Origin of the sequence: Burkholderia metallica (assembly GCF_902832845.1) — a bacterium.
Classification (GTDB): Bacteria; Pseudomonadota; Gammaproteobacteria; order Burkholderiales; family Burkholderiaceae; genus Burkholderia; species Burkholderia metallica.
Genome location: NZ_CADFDB010000015.1, coordinates 78,849 through 94,566, shown reverse-complemented (window position 1 = coordinate 94,566; position 15,718 = coordinate 78,849). Strand labels below are relative to the sequence as shown.

17 protein-coding genes are annotated in these 15,718 nt (G+C 59.0%); 16 read left to right on the top strand and 1 reads right to left on the bottom strand.

Features of this window, described 5'->3' with window-relative positions:
- Nucleotides 1-12 precede the first annotated feature (12 nt).
- The 5 genes from HWX08_RS30915 to HWX08_RS30895 all read left to right on the top strand — a co-directional run bounded on the left by HWX08_RS30915 (nucleotide 13) and on the right by HWX08_RS30895 (nucleotide 7,339).
- Entirely contained in the window at nucleotides 13-414 is a 402-nt protein-coding gene (locus HWX08_RS30915; RefSeq protein ID WP_058904082.1) for a hypothetical protein, read from the top strand.
- On the top strand, nucleotides 407-2,524 hold the full coding sequence (locus tag HWX08_RS30910) for a type IV secretion system DNA-binding domain-containing protein (RefSeq protein ID WP_058904081.1): 2,118 nt from the start codon (nucleotides 407-409) through the stop codon (nucleotides 2,522-2,524). The genes HWX08_RS30915 and HWX08_RS30910 overlap by 8 nt, the downstream gene beginning before the upstream one ends.
- Before the next feature lie 6 nt (nucleotides 2,525-2,530).
- Nucleotides 2,531-5,425: a MobF family relaxase gene (mobF, locus tag HWX08_RS30905; RefSeq protein ID WP_058904080.1), complete on the top strand. Its 2,895-nt coding sequence runs from the start codon at nucleotides 2,531-2,533 to the stop codon at nucleotides 5,423-5,425.
- Nucleotides 5,426-5,836: 411 nt separating this feature from the next.
- Complete coding sequence (locus HWX08_RS30900; RefSeq protein WP_058904079.1) at nucleotides 5,837-6,361, top strand: cupin domain-containing protein; 525 nt, start codon at nucleotides 5,837-5,839, stop codon at nucleotides 6,359-6,361.
- A 186-nt stretch (nucleotides 6,362-6,547) separates the two neighbouring features.
- Nucleotides 6,548-7,339: a VUT family protein gene (locus HWX08_RS30895; protein WP_058904078.1), complete on the top strand. Its 792-nt coding sequence runs from the start codon at nucleotides 6,548-6,550 to the stop codon at nucleotides 7,337-7,339.
- Here the strand turns inward: HWX08_RS30895 and HWX08_RS30890 are convergent.
- Nucleotides 7,336-7,944: a helix-turn-helix domain-containing protein gene (locus tag HWX08_RS30890; RefSeq protein ID WP_077175804.1), complete on the bottom strand. Its 609-nt coding sequence runs from the start codon at nucleotides 7,942-7,944 to the stop codon at nucleotides 7,336-7,338. The two genes, HWX08_RS30895 and HWX08_RS30890, sit on opposite strands and share 4 nt — an antisense overlap.
- A gap of 283 nt (nucleotides 7,945-8,227) precedes the next feature.
- Here HWX08_RS30890 and HWX08_RS30885 point away from each other — a divergent pair, with 283 nt between their 5' ends.
- The 11 genes from HWX08_RS30885 (at nucleotide 8,228) to HWX08_RS30835 (ending at nucleotide 15,708) form a co-directional block, all read left to right on the top strand.
- Complete coding sequence (locus tag HWX08_RS30885; protein WP_137910251.1) at nucleotides 8,228-8,479, top strand: hypothetical protein; 252 nt, start codon at nucleotides 8,228-8,230, stop codon at nucleotides 8,477-8,479.
- Between the two features lie 722 nt (nucleotides 8,480-9,201).
- A complete protein-coding gene (locus HWX08_RS30880) occupies nucleotides 9,202-9,699 on the top strand; it encodes a lytic transglycosylase domain-containing protein (RefSeq protein ID WP_058904075.1) in 498 nt (165 codons plus the stop codon).
- Between the two features lie 565 nt (nucleotides 9,700-10,264).
- On the top strand, nucleotides 10,265-10,663 hold the full coding sequence (locus HWX08_RS30875) for a hypothetical protein (protein ID WP_058904074.1): 399 nt from the start codon (nucleotides 10,265-10,267) through the stop codon (nucleotides 10,661-10,663).
- Between the two features lie 12 nt (nucleotides 10,664-10,675).
- Nucleotides 10,676-10,963 (top strand): type IV conjugative transfer system protein TraL, encoded by a 288-nt coding sequence (gene traL, locus HWX08_RS30870; protein ID WP_058904073.1) that lies wholly within the window; start codon nucleotides 10,676-10,678, stop codon nucleotides 10,961-10,963.
- Nucleotides 10,964-10,967: 4 nt separating this feature from the next.
- A complete protein-coding gene (locus HWX08_RS30865) occupies nucleotides 10,968-11,579 on the top strand; it encodes a type IV conjugative transfer system protein TraE (RefSeq protein ID WP_058904072.1) in 612 nt (203 codons plus the stop codon).
- A complete protein-coding gene (locus tag HWX08_RS30860) occupies nucleotides 11,576-12,322 on the top strand; it encodes a type-F conjugative transfer system secretin TraK (protein ID WP_077175805.1) in 747 nt (248 codons plus the stop codon). Before HWX08_RS30865 ends, HWX08_RS30860 begins: the two co-directional genes overlap by 4 nt.
- The gene (locus HWX08_RS30855; protein ID WP_058904133.1) at nucleotides 12,315-13,637 is read left to right on the top strand and encodes a TraB/TrbI/VirB10 family type IV secretion system protein; all 1,323 of its coding nucleotides are present in this window, start codon (nucleotides 12,315-12,317) and stop codon (nucleotides 13,635-13,637) included. Before HWX08_RS30860 ends, HWX08_RS30855 begins: the two co-directional genes overlap by 8 nt.
- The gene (locus HWX08_RS30850; protein ID WP_058904071.1) at nucleotides 13,630-14,472 is read left to right on the top strand and encodes a hypothetical protein; all 843 of its coding nucleotides are present in this window, start codon (nucleotides 13,630-13,632) and stop codon (nucleotides 14,470-14,472) included. The genes HWX08_RS30855 and HWX08_RS30850 overlap by 8 nt, the downstream gene beginning before the upstream one ends.
- Complete coding sequence (locus HWX08_RS30845; protein ID WP_058904070.1) at nucleotides 14,469-14,897, top strand: HNH endonuclease; 429 nt, start codon at nucleotides 14,469-14,471, stop codon at nucleotides 14,895-14,897. The genes HWX08_RS30850 and HWX08_RS30845 overlap by 4 nt, the downstream gene beginning before the upstream one ends.
- Nucleotides 14,894-15,352: a hypothetical protein gene (locus HWX08_RS30840; RefSeq protein ID WP_058904069.1), complete on the top strand. Its 459-nt coding sequence runs from the start codon at nucleotides 14,894-14,896 to the stop codon at nucleotides 15,350-15,352. Before HWX08_RS30845 ends, HWX08_RS30840 begins: the two co-directional genes overlap by 4 nt.
- 2 nt (nucleotides 15,353-15,354) lie before the next feature.
- The gene (locus HWX08_RS30835; protein WP_053526538.1) at nucleotides 15,355-15,708 is read left to right on the top strand and encodes a hypothetical protein; all 354 of its coding nucleotides are present in this window, start codon (nucleotides 15,355-15,357) and stop codon (nucleotides 15,706-15,708) included.
- Nucleotides 15,709-15,718: the final 10 nt, after the last annotated feature.

Below are 15,718 nucleotides of genomic sequence, written 5' to 3'. Positions count from 1 at the left end.
AACGAGGTCTTCATGCCGCGTCTCAAAACGCCGGGAAAAGGTGCGTCCAAACCCATCTCCTTCAAACTCGATCCCGAGTCGGAGCGCTTCTATCGACGCAAGGCTCAAGAGAACGGTGTTTCGCTGTCCGACTACATTCGCAAGCAACTTGCGCTCGGCGTCGTCACCGAAAATGTCTCGCTCATTGACCAGCGTCTCAAGGCGCTCATTCAGCAACTGAGTGGGCACACGCCGTCCGATGACGGGCCCCGAAAATCCGTCCAGGCGCTACCGTCCGAACTGGTTCAAGCGGTGTTCTTCAGCCGCGAAGTCCTGACCAGCATCATCAGCGACAGGAACATCCAGTTCTTCCACCAAGCACAGGATCGCGCCGAGGCCGCCACCAAGAAACTGCTGGGAGAGAGCAATGGCTGATCAACGCTCGCCCAACGGTCTTGCGACTTTTTCTCGGGGAACCGCCCTCTGGTGGCAGCAGGCAAAACTCCTCACCAGCGCGGTCGTGGCGGTGGTCATCGCGGGCATTCTCGTCGGCGCGCTGGCCGGCGGCGCATACCTGTATTTCGTCACGTCGACCGAAACACGCTATTTGGCGGCCAAGCACGTCGAGGCCGAAATCCTCACCGTCGTGCCCATGGCCAACCCGAACGTCTCATTCCACTTCGGCAGCAACGACACGGAATTGCCGCCAGCCGCCGCGCTGTCATTTACCGACGATGCCGCCGAAGAGTTTTTCGTCTATGCGCGAAATGCCGCCCTGTACGCTGTTCTTACCGCTATAGCCGTGACGTTTCTTTCAGTCCTGTTCTGGATGGAGTACGGTCGCGGAAAACTCGCCGAGAAGCAGGTTCGCGGTGCAAGGCTCGTTAAACCGAAAGCACTGGTCAAGGAACTGGAAAGCCGAGACGACGCCAGCCCGTATCGCATCGCCGGCGTGCCGATGCGCAAGAAGGCCGAAGTGCTCGGTACGCTCTTCGCCGGTGCCCAGGGTAGCGGCAAGTCTCAGCAGTTTTTCGCGCTGATGGAGCAGGTCCGCGCCAACAAAAAGCGAGCGATCGTCTATGACCCGTCCGGCGAGTTCACGGCTACCTTTTTTCGGGAAGGCAAGGACATCATCCTGAATCCGCTCGATGCGCGCAGTCCCAACTGGAACGTGTGGCGCGAAATCCAGGGTGAAATCCATTACGATGGGCTGGCAGAGGGGCTTATCCCGATTCCGCCGAACGTTCCGGATCCGTTCTTCGCCATCGCCGGGCGCATGGTCTTCAAGGGCGCGGTCCGTGCGCTCGGTGACGACAATAAGCGAACCAACGCCGCGCTGTACAAGGCCATCGCTCACAGCAATCTGGACGAATTACACGCCATCCTCGCGAACGAGTCTGCTGCCACTTACGTTGATCCGATCACTGAGCGTACGGGCATGAGCCTCAAGATGACCGTGCAGAACCAGCTTGATTGCTTCCGCTACCTGCATGACGAAGGTGAACCGTTTTCGATCCGCGAGTGGATCCAGAATGAGGACGAAGACGACGATTCCTGGCTGTTCATTACCGTCAACGAAGAGCAGAAAACCGCCCTGCTTCCGCTAATCAGCCTCTGGTGTGACATCGCAATCCGCTCGCTTCTTGCGCTCAAGCCGATTCATCGCGAACGCCTCTGGTATTTCTACGACGAGCTCCCTACGCTGCAGAAACTGGAGATCATGAAGCTCGCCGTGACGAACATTCGCAAGTTTGGCGGTTGCTTTGTGATCGGCATCCAGGATTTCTCGCTACTCTTCTTGATCTATGGCGAGCACCTTGCGCGCACGATCATCTCCGGATGTCAGACCAAGCTCCTGTTGCGCGTGACCGACGGTGACGCCGCCAAGGCGTTGGCCAACGCGATCGGGCAGGCTGATCTGGACGAGAAAGAGGAAAGTCTCAATCTCGGGATCGATGAGCGTCGCGACGGTATGAGTGTTTTCGCGCGCCGTAACCTTCGGGATCTTGTCCTCTCTTCCGAGATCTTACGTCTGCCCGACATGGAGGGCTATCTGGTCACACCCAGCGATTACCCCGTCGCACGGGTGAGATACAAATATACGCATCGGCCCGAAATTGCCACACCGTTCATTCCCCGTCGGACTTTTGACACGTGGCTTACTGCACACGCCGCACCCGGTGGCCACGCGGCGCTGTCGCCGCCCGCACCCGGTTCCGCGGCGCCGGCAGAAACTGCACCATCGCCGTCACCCGCGCCAACCGACGCGACTGCGACGTCTTCGTCCGCGGAGCAATCGGTGCCATCCGCAGGCTCGTCTGCCGCGAACAAAATGCCGGCAGCTGCGGCGTCCCGTGCGGATGACGTTGCGGCCACGCCGACCGGCGCTGAATCGGACCCGGCCACTTCGAATCTGGTTGTGCTGGCGACGGGTGAAGTCGTGGACGGCGACACCGGCGAGGTTCACGGTGCGTCGACTCCCCGCGAACCAGGTGCCGGCCAACGGCCGACCGGCCGCGCCGGTCTCGGTGACTTGTTGGGGTGACGCGCGATGATGAGCATGCACAATGTCGGCAGCGCCGGCCAGGCACTCCACTATTTTTCGAAGGATAACTACTACACCACCGATCAGGGGCTCGAGCATTCCGCTTGGTTCGGCAAGGGTGCGGCCACCCTCGGTCTGAACGGGCAAGTCGATCGCAATGTGTTTTTCAAGCTGCTGTCTGGACAGGTCGGAGACCAGCAGCTTGGTCGAGTCGTCCTGGACGAGAATGGCGAGCCCGAGGTTGTACATCGGCCTGGGATCGACTTGACCTTTTCGGCACCGAAGAGCGTCAGTATCGCTGCCGAAGTTTTCGAAGATCGCGACGTCCGCCTCGCCCATGAAGAAGCCGTCAAGGAGGCGCTCGAGTACGTCGAGGCGTATGTCGCGCAGGCCCGCAAAACGGTCGATGGCGAGACGCTTGTCGAACCGACCGGCAACGTTGTAGCCGCCCTCTTTCGCCACAATACGAGCCGCGACCTCGACCCCGACACCCATACTCATGCGCTGGTCATGAACGCCACCCAGCGCTCAGACGGCGAATGGCGATCGCTGACCAATGACGAGCTGTACGTGCAGCAGAAGGTGATCGGCGCCGTCTATACTTCTTCGCTCGCACGCGGATTGCAGAAGCGTGGCTATGCCATTACTGCGCCGGACAAGAACGGAAACTTTGAGTTGGTCGGCATCACCCGAGAGCAGATCGAGCACTTCAGCCAGCGTTCGGCCGCGCGCGACCGATGGCTGCGTGCAAATGGGATCGATCCGACGAGCGCGACGCCGGCGGAGAAGGAGCGCGCGGTGTTGGCCACCCGTGAACGGAAGGTTGGTGTCGACCATGACGCCTTGTCAGTTCAATGGCGTGAGCGCGCACAGACAGTCGACCTCGACTACAGCGTCATCCAGCAGAAAGCACGCGAGGCGCGGGAAGCGGGAACGGATGCACGGGTCGTCAAGTTGTCCGGTATCGAGGCCTTGCGGTTTGCAGCGTCTCACCTTGGTGAGCGCGAAATCGTGCTGAACCAATATGACCTGGTCAAAACCGCGCTGGAGCACGCGGTCGGGCGAACGTCTCCAAATCAGATTCTCGATGCGTACAAGAAGCTGGTCGATCAGGGCAAGATTGTCGACCTTCCGGACGGCAACATCACCACCGAGAAGATGCTCAACACGGAGCGCTGGACGGTCGAAAATGCGCTCGCGCAGCGAGACGCGACGCCGGCGATAGCGCCAGCCGAACTGGTCCGGTCCAGGATCGAACAGGCCATCGCCGCCGCGCGCGTGGAGCGGAACGATCCCACCTTCGACTACACCCCCGGCCAGCGAGGTGCGATCGAGCATGCACTGACTAGCAAAGACCGGATCGTCACGGTTCAGGGTCTCGCCGGCGTGGGAAAAACCACGATGGTCAAGGGAACCGTCCAGGTTGCGCACGAGCAGGGCTGGCTCGTCCGAGGGATGGCGGCTACCGGCCAGGCTGCCAAGCAGCTCGAGAACGATTCGGGTATCAAGGCCGATACGGTGACGATGTTCGAGATCCATGAGCAGCGGCGCCAGGATGATCTGAAGCTGCTGCGCGAGTATGTACCGGACTTGTCGCGGGAGCGCGAGCTCTGGCTTGTCGACGAGTCGTCATTCCTCGCCCAACGGCAAATGGCGCGCCTATTTAAGATGGCGGAACGAGCAGATGCGAAGGTCATTCTCCTCGGAGACCGCCTCCAGCTGCAGGCCATCGAAGCAGGTAAACCGTTTGAGATCCTGCAGGACGAGGGCGTGGCCACCGCTCAGATGACCCAGATCCAGCGCCAGAAGAATCCCGAGCTGCAGCAGGCAGTCGCGATCACCGTGGGCACAGCCGACCTTGCGGTAGATGAGCCCCTCACCGACCTGAACCTCGCTCGCAACGCTCGCGCCTTTGACTTCCTCGAGCAAGCTGGGCGCGTGACAGAACACGACAATCCGCAAGACCTGATCGACCTGATGGCGCGCCAGTACGTCGACCGGGGACCGCGAAGAAATCAAACCATCATCATCACACCGTTTAACGAGGATCGCGTCGAGATCAACAATGCGGTTCGGGCTGAACTGCAAGCGCACGGCGAGCTGGATGTCAACGACTCGGAGCACACCATCCTCCGGTCCGACGGAGACATGACCCGGGCGAAGCAGAAGGAGGCGCAGTATTACACCAGGGATATGACCGTCCGGTTTGGTCGGGACTATCAGAAAATTCTCGCGTCCCGCGGCGAATACATGCGCGTTGAGGGTACTCGACCCGACGAGGGTATCGTCGTTCTCCGGAAGTCCGACGGCTCTCTAATGGAGTGGGAGCCGAAGAAGTACAACCGGGTGGAGGTGTATCTCTCGGAAACGAGGAGTCTTGCCGCGCGTGACGTCATTCGCTTTACCCGCGGCGACGAGCTCGTCAAGAATGGCCACGAGGCGACCGTCGTTTCTGTCCACGAGAACCAGGCGGTCCTACGGCTGGCGGATGGCAAGGAAATTCCCTGGGATCTAGACGCGCAGCGCCATTGGGATCATGCCTATGCGGCGACGGTCCACGCGGGCCAGGGCGCGACCCGCGAGCAAGCCATGCTGCATATCCCCGCACACAAAATGGAGCGTGATCCGGAAGATGCTCGGCGCCAGTCTGACGTCGCGATGACGGTGCGTCGTATTTTCGGTGACCGCAGCTTCTATGTCGGCCTCACGCGGGCCGTTGACGACCTCCAGATTTTTACGACCGACGCAATTCTTGCTCGGGCGGCCGTATCACGCCACCAAGATAAGTCGAGCGCCATCGAAACGCTGCGTGAGCATGAGTTGGCAGAGCAGACGAATGACCGGCCGCAGCGCCAGCGACGCCAGCAAGCTGCCCAGCAGATACAGATCGAGCCGGACTGACGTTGCAGCGCGCCCTGCAGGAACCCGGTTACTTTGCTGGGCTGAACCAGGTCGAGAGACGCCGATCAGTCGCCGGCTAGTTCTCAAACCGCAATAAATCGAATCGAAAGAACGCAGTGGGAGTCTCCAATACCCCTTTCGATCTGCTGACGGCTGATCGATGCAGAGATCGTCGAAAGACCAAGCGGTAAAGGATCCAAAATCGAGGCCGATATCATCGTGTAGGATCAGCAGCGGTACTATGGCCCTGGCGCCCGCGGTCTCACGATGTTGTATAAATTTCAACTAACACCACATCGTATGTTTGCAAAAAAGAATAAATTTATTAGTAGAGGGTCGGTGGCAGTGGTCGCACGAGTCACTGTCGTTTCGGTTTTTGTAACTTGCTTCATGATACCTGCAGGAAACGTAATGTCGAAGACGAAAAGCATCAGCAATCAGCAGTCTAGCGAATTCTGGAAGGAGAAGCTGGGTCTCGAACCTCACCCCGAAGGGGGGTATTTTCGATACGTTTTTGGCTCGGATATTTTTCGAAAAACGGCAAGTGGTACTGAGAGGAAAAATTACAGCGGAATATATTTCATGGTGACGCATGACAGCCCGTCACACTTTCACCAAATGGTATCCGATGAAATTTGGTACTACCACGCTGGCGATCCGCTGACGATGCACTTCATCGATGAGAAGGGTGCATATGGGACAGTTCGTCTCGGCCCTAACGTCGAACATGGCGAGGTACTCTCGACTGTAATGCATGGAGGATGGATTTTCGGGGCGTCGGTTGATTCAGGTGATTACACCCTCGTCAGTTGCGCTGTTGTGCCGGGCTTTGATGATGCTGACTATAGAATTCTTACTCAGGCCGAGTTGCTGGAAAAATATCCGAAATATCGAGATATTATCTTGAAGATGGCGTACCAGAACCTCCCAAAGTGACGCGAGCGCTCGTGTTTCGAGCGCGGCCGGCGGTTCTTTCGTTTGTTTGGCGGATCGATTTGGAAAGGCTTAGTTATGGTAATGGCAAATAGTATCCCGAGATGCCAAGTTGAGGCGATTCTCCCGAAGGATGGCGAAAAGCGATTTTCGGTCGCAAGAGTGCGAGTGAATGATACGGGCATTTCAATGAAACTCCCCGTTGGGAAACTTCTAGAGGCAGACTGGATCGGCAAATTCTCTGCCAATGATGTCGCATTGCTCGCTACCGTAAATGCTAGCGATGTCAATATCCAGAACATCACCGAGCGAGTGCCACACTTTCCATACGGGATTGTTTATCTTACGGCGCTTTTCAGCGTCATGTTGGTCACCACCAATTTAATCGGGGATAGTATTACCACCATCAACCTACCTTTCCTCCACGGGTACAGCGTTCTTTTTCCTACGGCGCTTGTCGTTTTTCCGTTGACATATTGTTTTGGGGCCTGCATCACGGAAACGTATGGCTTCGTCGTAAGCAGGCACGTGATCTGGGGTGCGTTTTTAGTGAACATACCGGTCATTTTGATTATTCTCTCGCTTGAGAAGGCCGGATGGCTAGGCGGCAGCGTTCTTGGGGTGTCCCATCAAATGATGCGAGCGCTTGGCGCGTCGGCAGTTGGATACTTCGCGGGCGAATTGTCTAATTCCCTGGTTGTATCTCGGTTGAAGATCGCACTAAAAGGTCGCGCCTTGATCCTTCGGTTCCTTGCTGCGAACGCCGTCGGAGCAGTTGTCGATAGCGTTTTGTTTGGAACACTCTTGTTTTACGGTGTAGTGCCGCTGATTGTGCTACTCAAGATAGTGCTTGCTCAAATTACGATAAAGATGCTGTACGAAATGGCGTTCTCTGTCTTGTTTTCAAGGATCGTGCTCTGGATAAAGTCGCGTGACGGTGTCGATTACTATGACTATAAAATCAATTTCGCTCGCGGCTAGCGGCCCATTATAATCTCCAGAACCTTTCCGATGATCGCTTGCTCATTTATCAATATCGGGCGGCGCTTAGACGTCGATTCAATGTCGTATCCGATGAGCCTTTCGCCATCTGTCAATTTGACGAAGGTATAAGTTTGTTCATCCACTTCAACAAGTGCCAAGTCGCCGGAATCTAGAGAAGCGTAATCTCCTATAACAAGGGTGGCGTTGGGCGGCAGCGGTTCAGTGCGGCTCTTGGGGGCGAGTGCAATCGCAAACCGGCTCGAATTTGCGTTCGATACCTTGATCCAGAGCTGATCGTGGCGGGGGGCTGCGGATGCTTTTCGAGCGTCGCGTAGACTCCGCTGCTCATAGACGGGCACGAACCCCCTGCTCTCCTCGCCGAAGAGGGACGACATCGGAACGGCGAAAAACCTGGCGATCGCCGAGATCGTGCTCAGTCGCGGATCGATAGTTTCACCAGATAAAAGGCGGCTTAGGGTCCCCCGGTCAAGTTCGATCGCACGCGACAGTTCCGAGTCGTTGACTCCGGCCTCCTGCTGCAGGTGCTTGACGGTTGCCACAAAAGTGGCCGCTAAGCTTGTAAGTTCTTCCTTTTTCTTCACGCGCTATACCCGACCCTATTTTTTGTTCAACGAAGGAGTTGAAAATTTTCAACATCCTGTTACAGTTCGTAACGTCATTTGCTGGTCGACTGATCGGCGCGGGTCTCGGTAGGAGGACAAGATCAAAGGCCTCCCAATGCGCCTTGCAAAATATGTTGTTTTGCAATGCAAGTCATGTTCTAATGCAATGCAATAAAGCGAATGTTGGTGGAAATTGACCCGAACCATCCGAATCGGTAGCTATCGCTTTACTATCCTCCAGTTGAGCACATTGGAGGGTGGGTTGAGCAAGATTACTGAGGCCGAATTTCGGGATGCGGCGAAGAACAACGCTATCAAGCACGCGTCGGTGTTGCGCACGGATAAAGGCTATCTCTTCGTCGTCGAACTGTCGTGGAAGGAGGGGCTGCACACGTTGTACACGTTCCGCAATGAACCGAGGACGTGGGCAAGCCTGGATAGCATGATGAAGTACTTTGAGAAGCACGAGTTGAACGTAAATGTGATCACCCTGCAGTGGAATCCGAAGGGGTGAGCGGTACGAACGAGACGGATCGGGATAAGGGTATTCGGCGTCGGTCTTACCAACACGAGCCAGACACGGCCACTGGGTCACTCGTTCGGAAGCGTAGTGAGTTCTTAGCGCTGCCCGCGTATGACTAGCCGTTTTGTAGTACGCGATCTTGGTCATTGACCGCCGTGGGTTTTGATGTAGACAACAAAGGATGTGCGGCGTTGCGGATCTCCTTACGTCGCAAATTCGGAAATGATCCGAACATTCATGTCTCTGTCGTGCAGTTGTAGTTAATTAAGACGGACATACAGGGTGCGCCAACACCCTATATGCCCTGACCACAAGCAAATAGCTGGGAAAGCTGAGAGAGACCACTCGTGGCTACAGATATTGTACGTCAATCCTTCGGGCTTGACGCGTTCGATGCGTCCCTTTTTCTTGGGACGACGATGCGCTTCTTACCCCTCGCCGGAATGCCACCGGTGAAGAGGGCTTTCCTTCGCTGCGCATGCTCAGACTTCGTTCGCAGCCACGTATTTCGCCCTGCGGGTCCGGTGCCACGCTTCTATTCAGAAGCGCATGCCTTTTGCTCAATGTTGCTCTTTCGGTACGAGTCGCCTTGGCTCGTATCCCGCCTGTCGCTTCCTTCTCTCAGTGCCTCGACTGCAGGCGGTCTCGTAGCGTCTCGGGCCAACCCGGTTCGCTACGTTTTTTATTCCATGCGTCGCCGCCCACTGCGTGCGATGCGCACCTTCTGCGGGGCGCTTGCCGCCGCGATTGCCCTGCTCGCCGCGCCGTCGGCGACCGCGGACGTTTGCAAGGGCAATATCTTCAATGAGGCCGCAGCCCTCTATCACCTGGATCCCGATCTCCTGCGGGCGATAACCTGGGTCGAATCTCGTGGCATGCCCGGCGCGGTTGGGCCGCGCTTGCCCGACGGCCACAGGGCTTGGGGGGCAGCGCAAATCAACGATGTTCATCTTCCCGAGCTCGTGAGCTACGGCGTTACCCAACGCGACCTCCTGAATCCATGTGTGAACCTCAAGCTCAGCGCATGGGTGCTCGCCAACTGCATTCAGGCCAAGGGCGCGACTTGGGCCGCCGTCGGTTGCTACAACACCGGGCCAGGTTCCACGAACACCGCCGCTCAGGCGCGCTATGTCCGGCTGGTGCAGCATGCCTATGCCGGCTACCGCGCCCAGTCGACGCTCGGCAAGGTCTCCGCGGGGGGCACGCGATGATGCGCCTTGTCCCTCTTCTTGGCCTCATTGTCGGGACGCTTGCGCAGGCCTGCTTTGCGTCTTCCCGTCTTCCGGACTACGACGTCACGCAGATCGGTGAACCCGGCTCCGGCCGCTACGTGTTCTGTTCGGGCGACACGTGCCCTGAACCGACGATCAAGCACCGCGCGGCGCCGACGTCTGTCGTTCAAGAGAATCTATCGCTCCCTTCATTGGCGGCGGAAAACCAGCCCATTCGAGCGCTTCCCACGCCGATCGCCACCCACCACCGATCCCGGCACGCGCGAATCCGACATGTCCACCGAGTCGCGAAGGTGGCGAATCGGACGCTTTGCACGGCTGGCGACACCGTCGGCGCGGTGCCGAAGAATTTAGCGGACCGTTAGTCCGCGCAGCTGACCGATTCACCACTCGACCAAGGAGGATGTTAGATAGTAAGTAGTCCGTAATAAATGATTGATTGTCCGTTTAACTACTCTCTCCCTGAATCGTGCTCGCGCTGCCCATAGTGGCGCGAGCACTACACCCGGCCCGCGCTGCTGGCTACCCACCACATGAGGACTAGATGAATACCGCTCAATTCAACCAGCTCGAGATGCTCGAATATCGAGCCGCGAGCGCCCTCGTTGCATTCGAGGATCGCGTGAAGGCGCTGCTGCAGAACCCCGAAGTGCGTGAAACGCTGAACTTCATCGCTGGCGTGATGCTCGCCGTCACGCTGATGATGGTCGCACGCTACGCGTTCGGAACGGACGGCGCAGAGTTCCAGCAAGGGTCGACAACTGTAGAAGGTTGGGCAAAAGGCAACCCCGGTAAGACATGTGCCCTTGCCGGCGTGTTGTGGGGAAGCGTTCGAGCGATGTTCGTGAAGGACTACGGTGCGTTTGTTATTCCGTCCGGTATCGGCATCGCGGTCGGCGTGATCGTCGGCATCATCGACGCAAGCTACACCGCGACGATTTGAGCGGGGGCGGCGATGTCGGATGATCTCAGTCACTACGTGCCCAGTCGCCTTGACGACCCGGAGAAGTTTCTGTTCTTTCGCAAGGATGTAGCAGCGATCGGCCTTACTGGCACGATCGGCGGTGTGTTGCTCAACCACACCTTGCTTGGCCTTGTCGTGGGCGTTGCGCTCGCGGCGGTTTGGCAGAAGTTCAGCTCCGGCCAGCATCCCGGTATGTCGGCTCACGTCATGTACTGGGTATTGGGTCAGCCGGCGCCGAAGAAGTTTCCGCCGTCCGATCTTCGCGAACTGAACGGGTGACGCGATGACCCCCGGTAAAGCCGCCCAATCACGCGAAGCGCTGCAGGCCGAGAACCGCTTTCTGAAGAAAGTACTGCTCGGAAACGGTACCACCAGCGTAGTCATCGCACTCGTCTGCGCATGGCTGGTCGTCACGCAGCGCGTCATCATCATGCCGCCAGCCGTTCGCGGCACCTACGTCATCGGGGCCCGCTACGCGAACGACCAGTACCTCGCCGATCAGGCCGCGTACGTGCTTTCTCTTTCCAAAAATGTCACGCCGACCACCGTCGACAACAACGTACGGATTCTCCTGTCCATGGTCGACGACGATCGGCGCGCCGCGCTCAAGACCGAATGGGAGGCCGACGCGCTGCAGATCAAGCACGACGGCGTGACGAACGTCTTCGAGCCGATGGGGGTTGGTGAGGTGGACTTCCGCAACAAGGCCGTGAAGGTCACCGGCACCTTGACGACCTACATCTCCGGCAAACGCACGAGCTCGGAACAAAAGACCTATGAGGTCTATTTCGGAATCACCGTCTTCGGCCGCTTGGTCCTCCTCGACATCCGAGAAGCCACGCGCGGCAAACAAGGCGTCGAGCCGCTGGTCACAACGGAGACCCCCGCATCATGAAATTTGCCTTCAATCGACTGCCGCTGAAAAAGCGCACGGCCTTCAGGCCGCGTCTCGTGTTTGCCACCGTGATGTTGCTGACTACCGCTAGTGCGCACGCGATCCAGGTCGTCAAGGGAGCGGATCGGCAGCCGCAGCAGGTCTCGATCTCCGCGGCGGAATACAACGTTCTGTCAATGTCCGGGGGGCGCGGCTTTTCGAAGATCGTGCCTGCCGTACCTAACTCGATCTCGTGGACGCAAGACGGCGGGAAGCTGTGGCTCATGCCCGCAAATCCCACCGCGCTGAACGAGTCGATCACGGTATTCGTGATCGATGACGCGGGCACCACCTACCGTTTGTTGCTCGTACCTGGTCCGCGACCGGCCGAAGATATCCGTATCGAACCGCCTGCAGCGCGCTCGACCCAAGCGCTCCACGCATCGGCCTTTCAACGACGGGTGAAACTCATGATGCTGGCGATGGCCGGTGGTCGGGGGGCACCGCAGCTGTCGTACACGTCGGTCGACACTGTCGTGCCGCTCTGGAAGGAGGCTGTGTTGACGCTGGTCCGTCAGTACAGCGACGGCGATTTCATTGGCGAGACCTACACGCTCTCGAATACCTCGCACACCGACATGGCCATCGACGAGCGCGAACTCTACGCGCCGGGCGTGCTCGCCATCGCAATCGAAAGCGCAAACCTGCCGGCCGGCGCCAGCACGATCGTCTATGTCGTTCGTGAGCGGGGCGACCATGAGTGATGTCAATCAAGCAACCAAGCGCCGCCAGCGGATCCTGACGGTGGCCGGCTTCGCCGTCCTGGCTGGCCTTTTTGCCGTTGGCATGCTCTTTACCCAGAGCGGGCCGGCCAATCGTCAATTCACCACGAAGGTTCCGTTCACGAGCCTCGGCGATCAGAACGATCGTAACGCCTGGCGGGCTCACTCGGAGGCACAACTCGCTGAGCTTACTCGCAGGATGTCGAGTATCGATTCGCGCGCCGACGATGCCGTGTCTCAGATGAAAGCCTTGTCGAAAGCGCAGGAAGAGCTCGGAAAGCGAATCGACGCGATGAAGAGCACGCCAGCAAGCACGCCGGCTACCGCGTCAGGAACAACGGCGGACCGCGCGGCGCTGGACAAGCCGATTCCCCTCAACGGAGCCCCGGCCAAGACGGGGGCGCTCCTGAACCCGCCGTTCGGCAAACCCGGCAAGCTCGGTGTCGGTATGGATGGAGGCCCTCCGAAACTCGACATCATTCAATTCAATACACCGACCGGCAAAGGGGCCGACTGCGTCGACCCCCGCTACTCGTCGTTGCCTTTGGATCAGGCGACACGCGCACAGCAGGACTGCCTGAAGGCCAACGGCAAGAAGAAAGTCACTTTCATCCCTGCGACCTCCTTCGTGCGCGTATTCATGATGAACGGCGTAGACGCTCCGACGGGCGGCGAGGCCCAGCACGATCCGCTTCCGGTGTTCCTCCAGGTATTGGATGCGGCCAATCTGCCGAACAGTCGCAAGCTCGACATCACGGAGTGCCGGATTTTGACGCAGGCATATGGCGATGTGTCTAGCGAGCGCACTCACATGCGGGGCGAAACGCTCGACTGCATCTTGAAGAACGGCCGAACCGTGGAAATGCCGATCAAGGGCAACGTGATGGGCGAGGACGGCAAGGAGGGTGTGCGAGGTCGGCTCGTCTCGAAGGCGGGATCGGCATTGGCCATGTCGGTGTTCGCCGGTATCTCGTCCGGGATTGGGCAAGCGTTCAATCAGTCCGCCAACACCCTCAGTAATACCGCCCTTGGGTCGACCTCCATTATCAATCCGAGCCAGGTCGGCCGTGCTGCTATCGGCAGTGGCGTCTCTGGGGGCGCCGACGCTCTTAAGCAGTACTACATCCGCACGGCTGAGAAGCTTTTCCCCGTGATCGAAACGGACGGTGGTCGCATTGTCGAGTTCGCCGTGACAAAGGGAGCCGAATACGACGGCGCCCTCTCCGATATCAGCAACATCAACGATGGCCTGGCCAACGATGGCCGTGCTAACGATGGGGGCTACACCGATGACTGATGAAACGAAGAGCGTGACCGTCGCAGCGTTCGAGGCCGCAATGCAGCGGTGTGCGGACGAAGCGGAGCACGAAGCGTCGTTCACGCAGGATGTAGACGGCAACTACCACCAACCGGAAATGCGTCGGGCGCTTGCCGGTTGGCTCGGCGCGGCTTCGCTCATTGCCGAGCACGTGCGCGGATTCGCCGATATCGCTGTCGATCGATTTCAAGGTGATCCCGCGTTTCAATCGGGCTTCCTGGAATTTCTTAAGCAAGCTGCCGATCTGCTGGACCTCTCCAGCAACGAATTCGGTTCGTTAGCCGTAACCGACGCGAATCCGCTGACATGTGCGGCAGCGTTCGACGACGCGGCACTCGACGGGTTCAACAGTGCGTTGAAGGCAAAGATGGCGGTGGGCAGAGCCCAGGGGCGTGCCGGCTGGTGGAGCGCGCAACGGGATGACCTGTCGACGATGTTGCGCTCGCACGTCGACAAGGGCGACCCCATCGATATCGGCCTGCTCGCCATGATGCACTGGTACAAAGGCGAGGCCGTGGCGCCTGCCCCGGCGCCGCCCGAGATCGTTGCCGCCGGTGAGCTGACGAAGATTTCCAGCAGTCCGGTCATGGGTGGCCAACTCGACATCAGAACATCGGCCGGTGCCATTGGCATTACCGGCTTTCCGAACGAACTTGCTCGCGAGTGCAAGCCCTTGCTCTGGGAACAGGTGGAGATTGTGATCCGTTCCACGGCAGCAGAGCGACCCGCTGCAGCCGTCAAGGTGGGCGCAGGCGCGGATCGCGAGGCCGTCTGTCACGATTCTGCCGCTCCTTCATTGGAGCAGAAAGCGTGAGCCGACTGACGAAAGCCCAGCGCGATCGGCTCCAGCGCAAATACGACGGACGCTGCGCGTACTGCGGAATGCCATTGCCCGATCGGTGGCATGGCGACCATGTAGACCCGGTCGTGCGCGCGGTCGAGACCAAGCGTACCGCGGATGGCCAATGGAAGCTTGTGAGCGGGCCGTCCAGGCATCCGGAGCGTGACGTCGAGTCGAATTACATGCCGTCCTGTCCGCCTTGCAACATCAGCAAGGGGCAGATGTCGCTCGAGCAGTGGCGCCAGTCGCTCATGAAGCATGTCGCCTCCCTCAATGCGTATCACCCGATCTATCGCCTGGCGAAGTGCTACGGGTTGATCGAGGAAACCGGGGCGCCCGTCGTCTTCTATTTCGAGCGTGTAGCCGCGCGTGCGGTGGCTTCCGGAGAACGTCAGTGAACTCTCCACGCCAATATCAACTGATTCCTTGTCCATTCTGCGACCGCGAAGCCGCCATGCGCGTGTCGGAAGGAATGTTCGGTGGGAGCTGCGTCGACCTCGCGTGCCTCGGCTATCAGATGGTGCTGCTCTTTAACGACGCCGCTGCCGCTGCGGCCGCGTGGAACCGACGCGCCGGCTCAGTGCATCCGGACGATGTCGCCGTCGACCTCTTCGCTGCACGGATGAAACGCAAGCTCGCCAAGAAGCGCGAAGAAGGCCGTGGCGGATGGAGCGACCCCGCGACCGTCTCAGCGATGACGCTCGCGCGCGAGCTTATCGAGCTCGTCGCGAAGGGCGATCCCGTGGATCTTGGCAACGTAGCGATGATGCTCGACCAGCGAGGTGCAGACGCGCGGTTCTTGCAGGCCGCGCTGTGGGACTTCGTGCAACGCCGCAAGCCCGCCGAGGACTGACCATGCCGCGCGCCAAATATATGCCGACTGCCAACGATGTACTTGCTGCGATGCGCCCACGTGTCGCCTATGCAGCCTACGCGTTGGCAAGCGAGTTCCACCTGAGCGCGGCACGAATCCGCCCGTTGCTCGAGGCGATGGTCGCGCAGGGCACGCTGTCAATCGCGCATGTTCCGAATTCGCGGGGCTACAACGTCTGCATTGCCGGAGATAGGCGGACTCCGGATTCCCCTGTTGAAAAGTATGTCGGCGTGCCCGCCGCACCGCGCACGCATGTTGTGTTGACCGGCGACTTGACCGTATACGCGGATGAGATCAAGCGCCGCGCCGACCTTTGCATGATGGTGCGGCGATGACCGAGTCCAG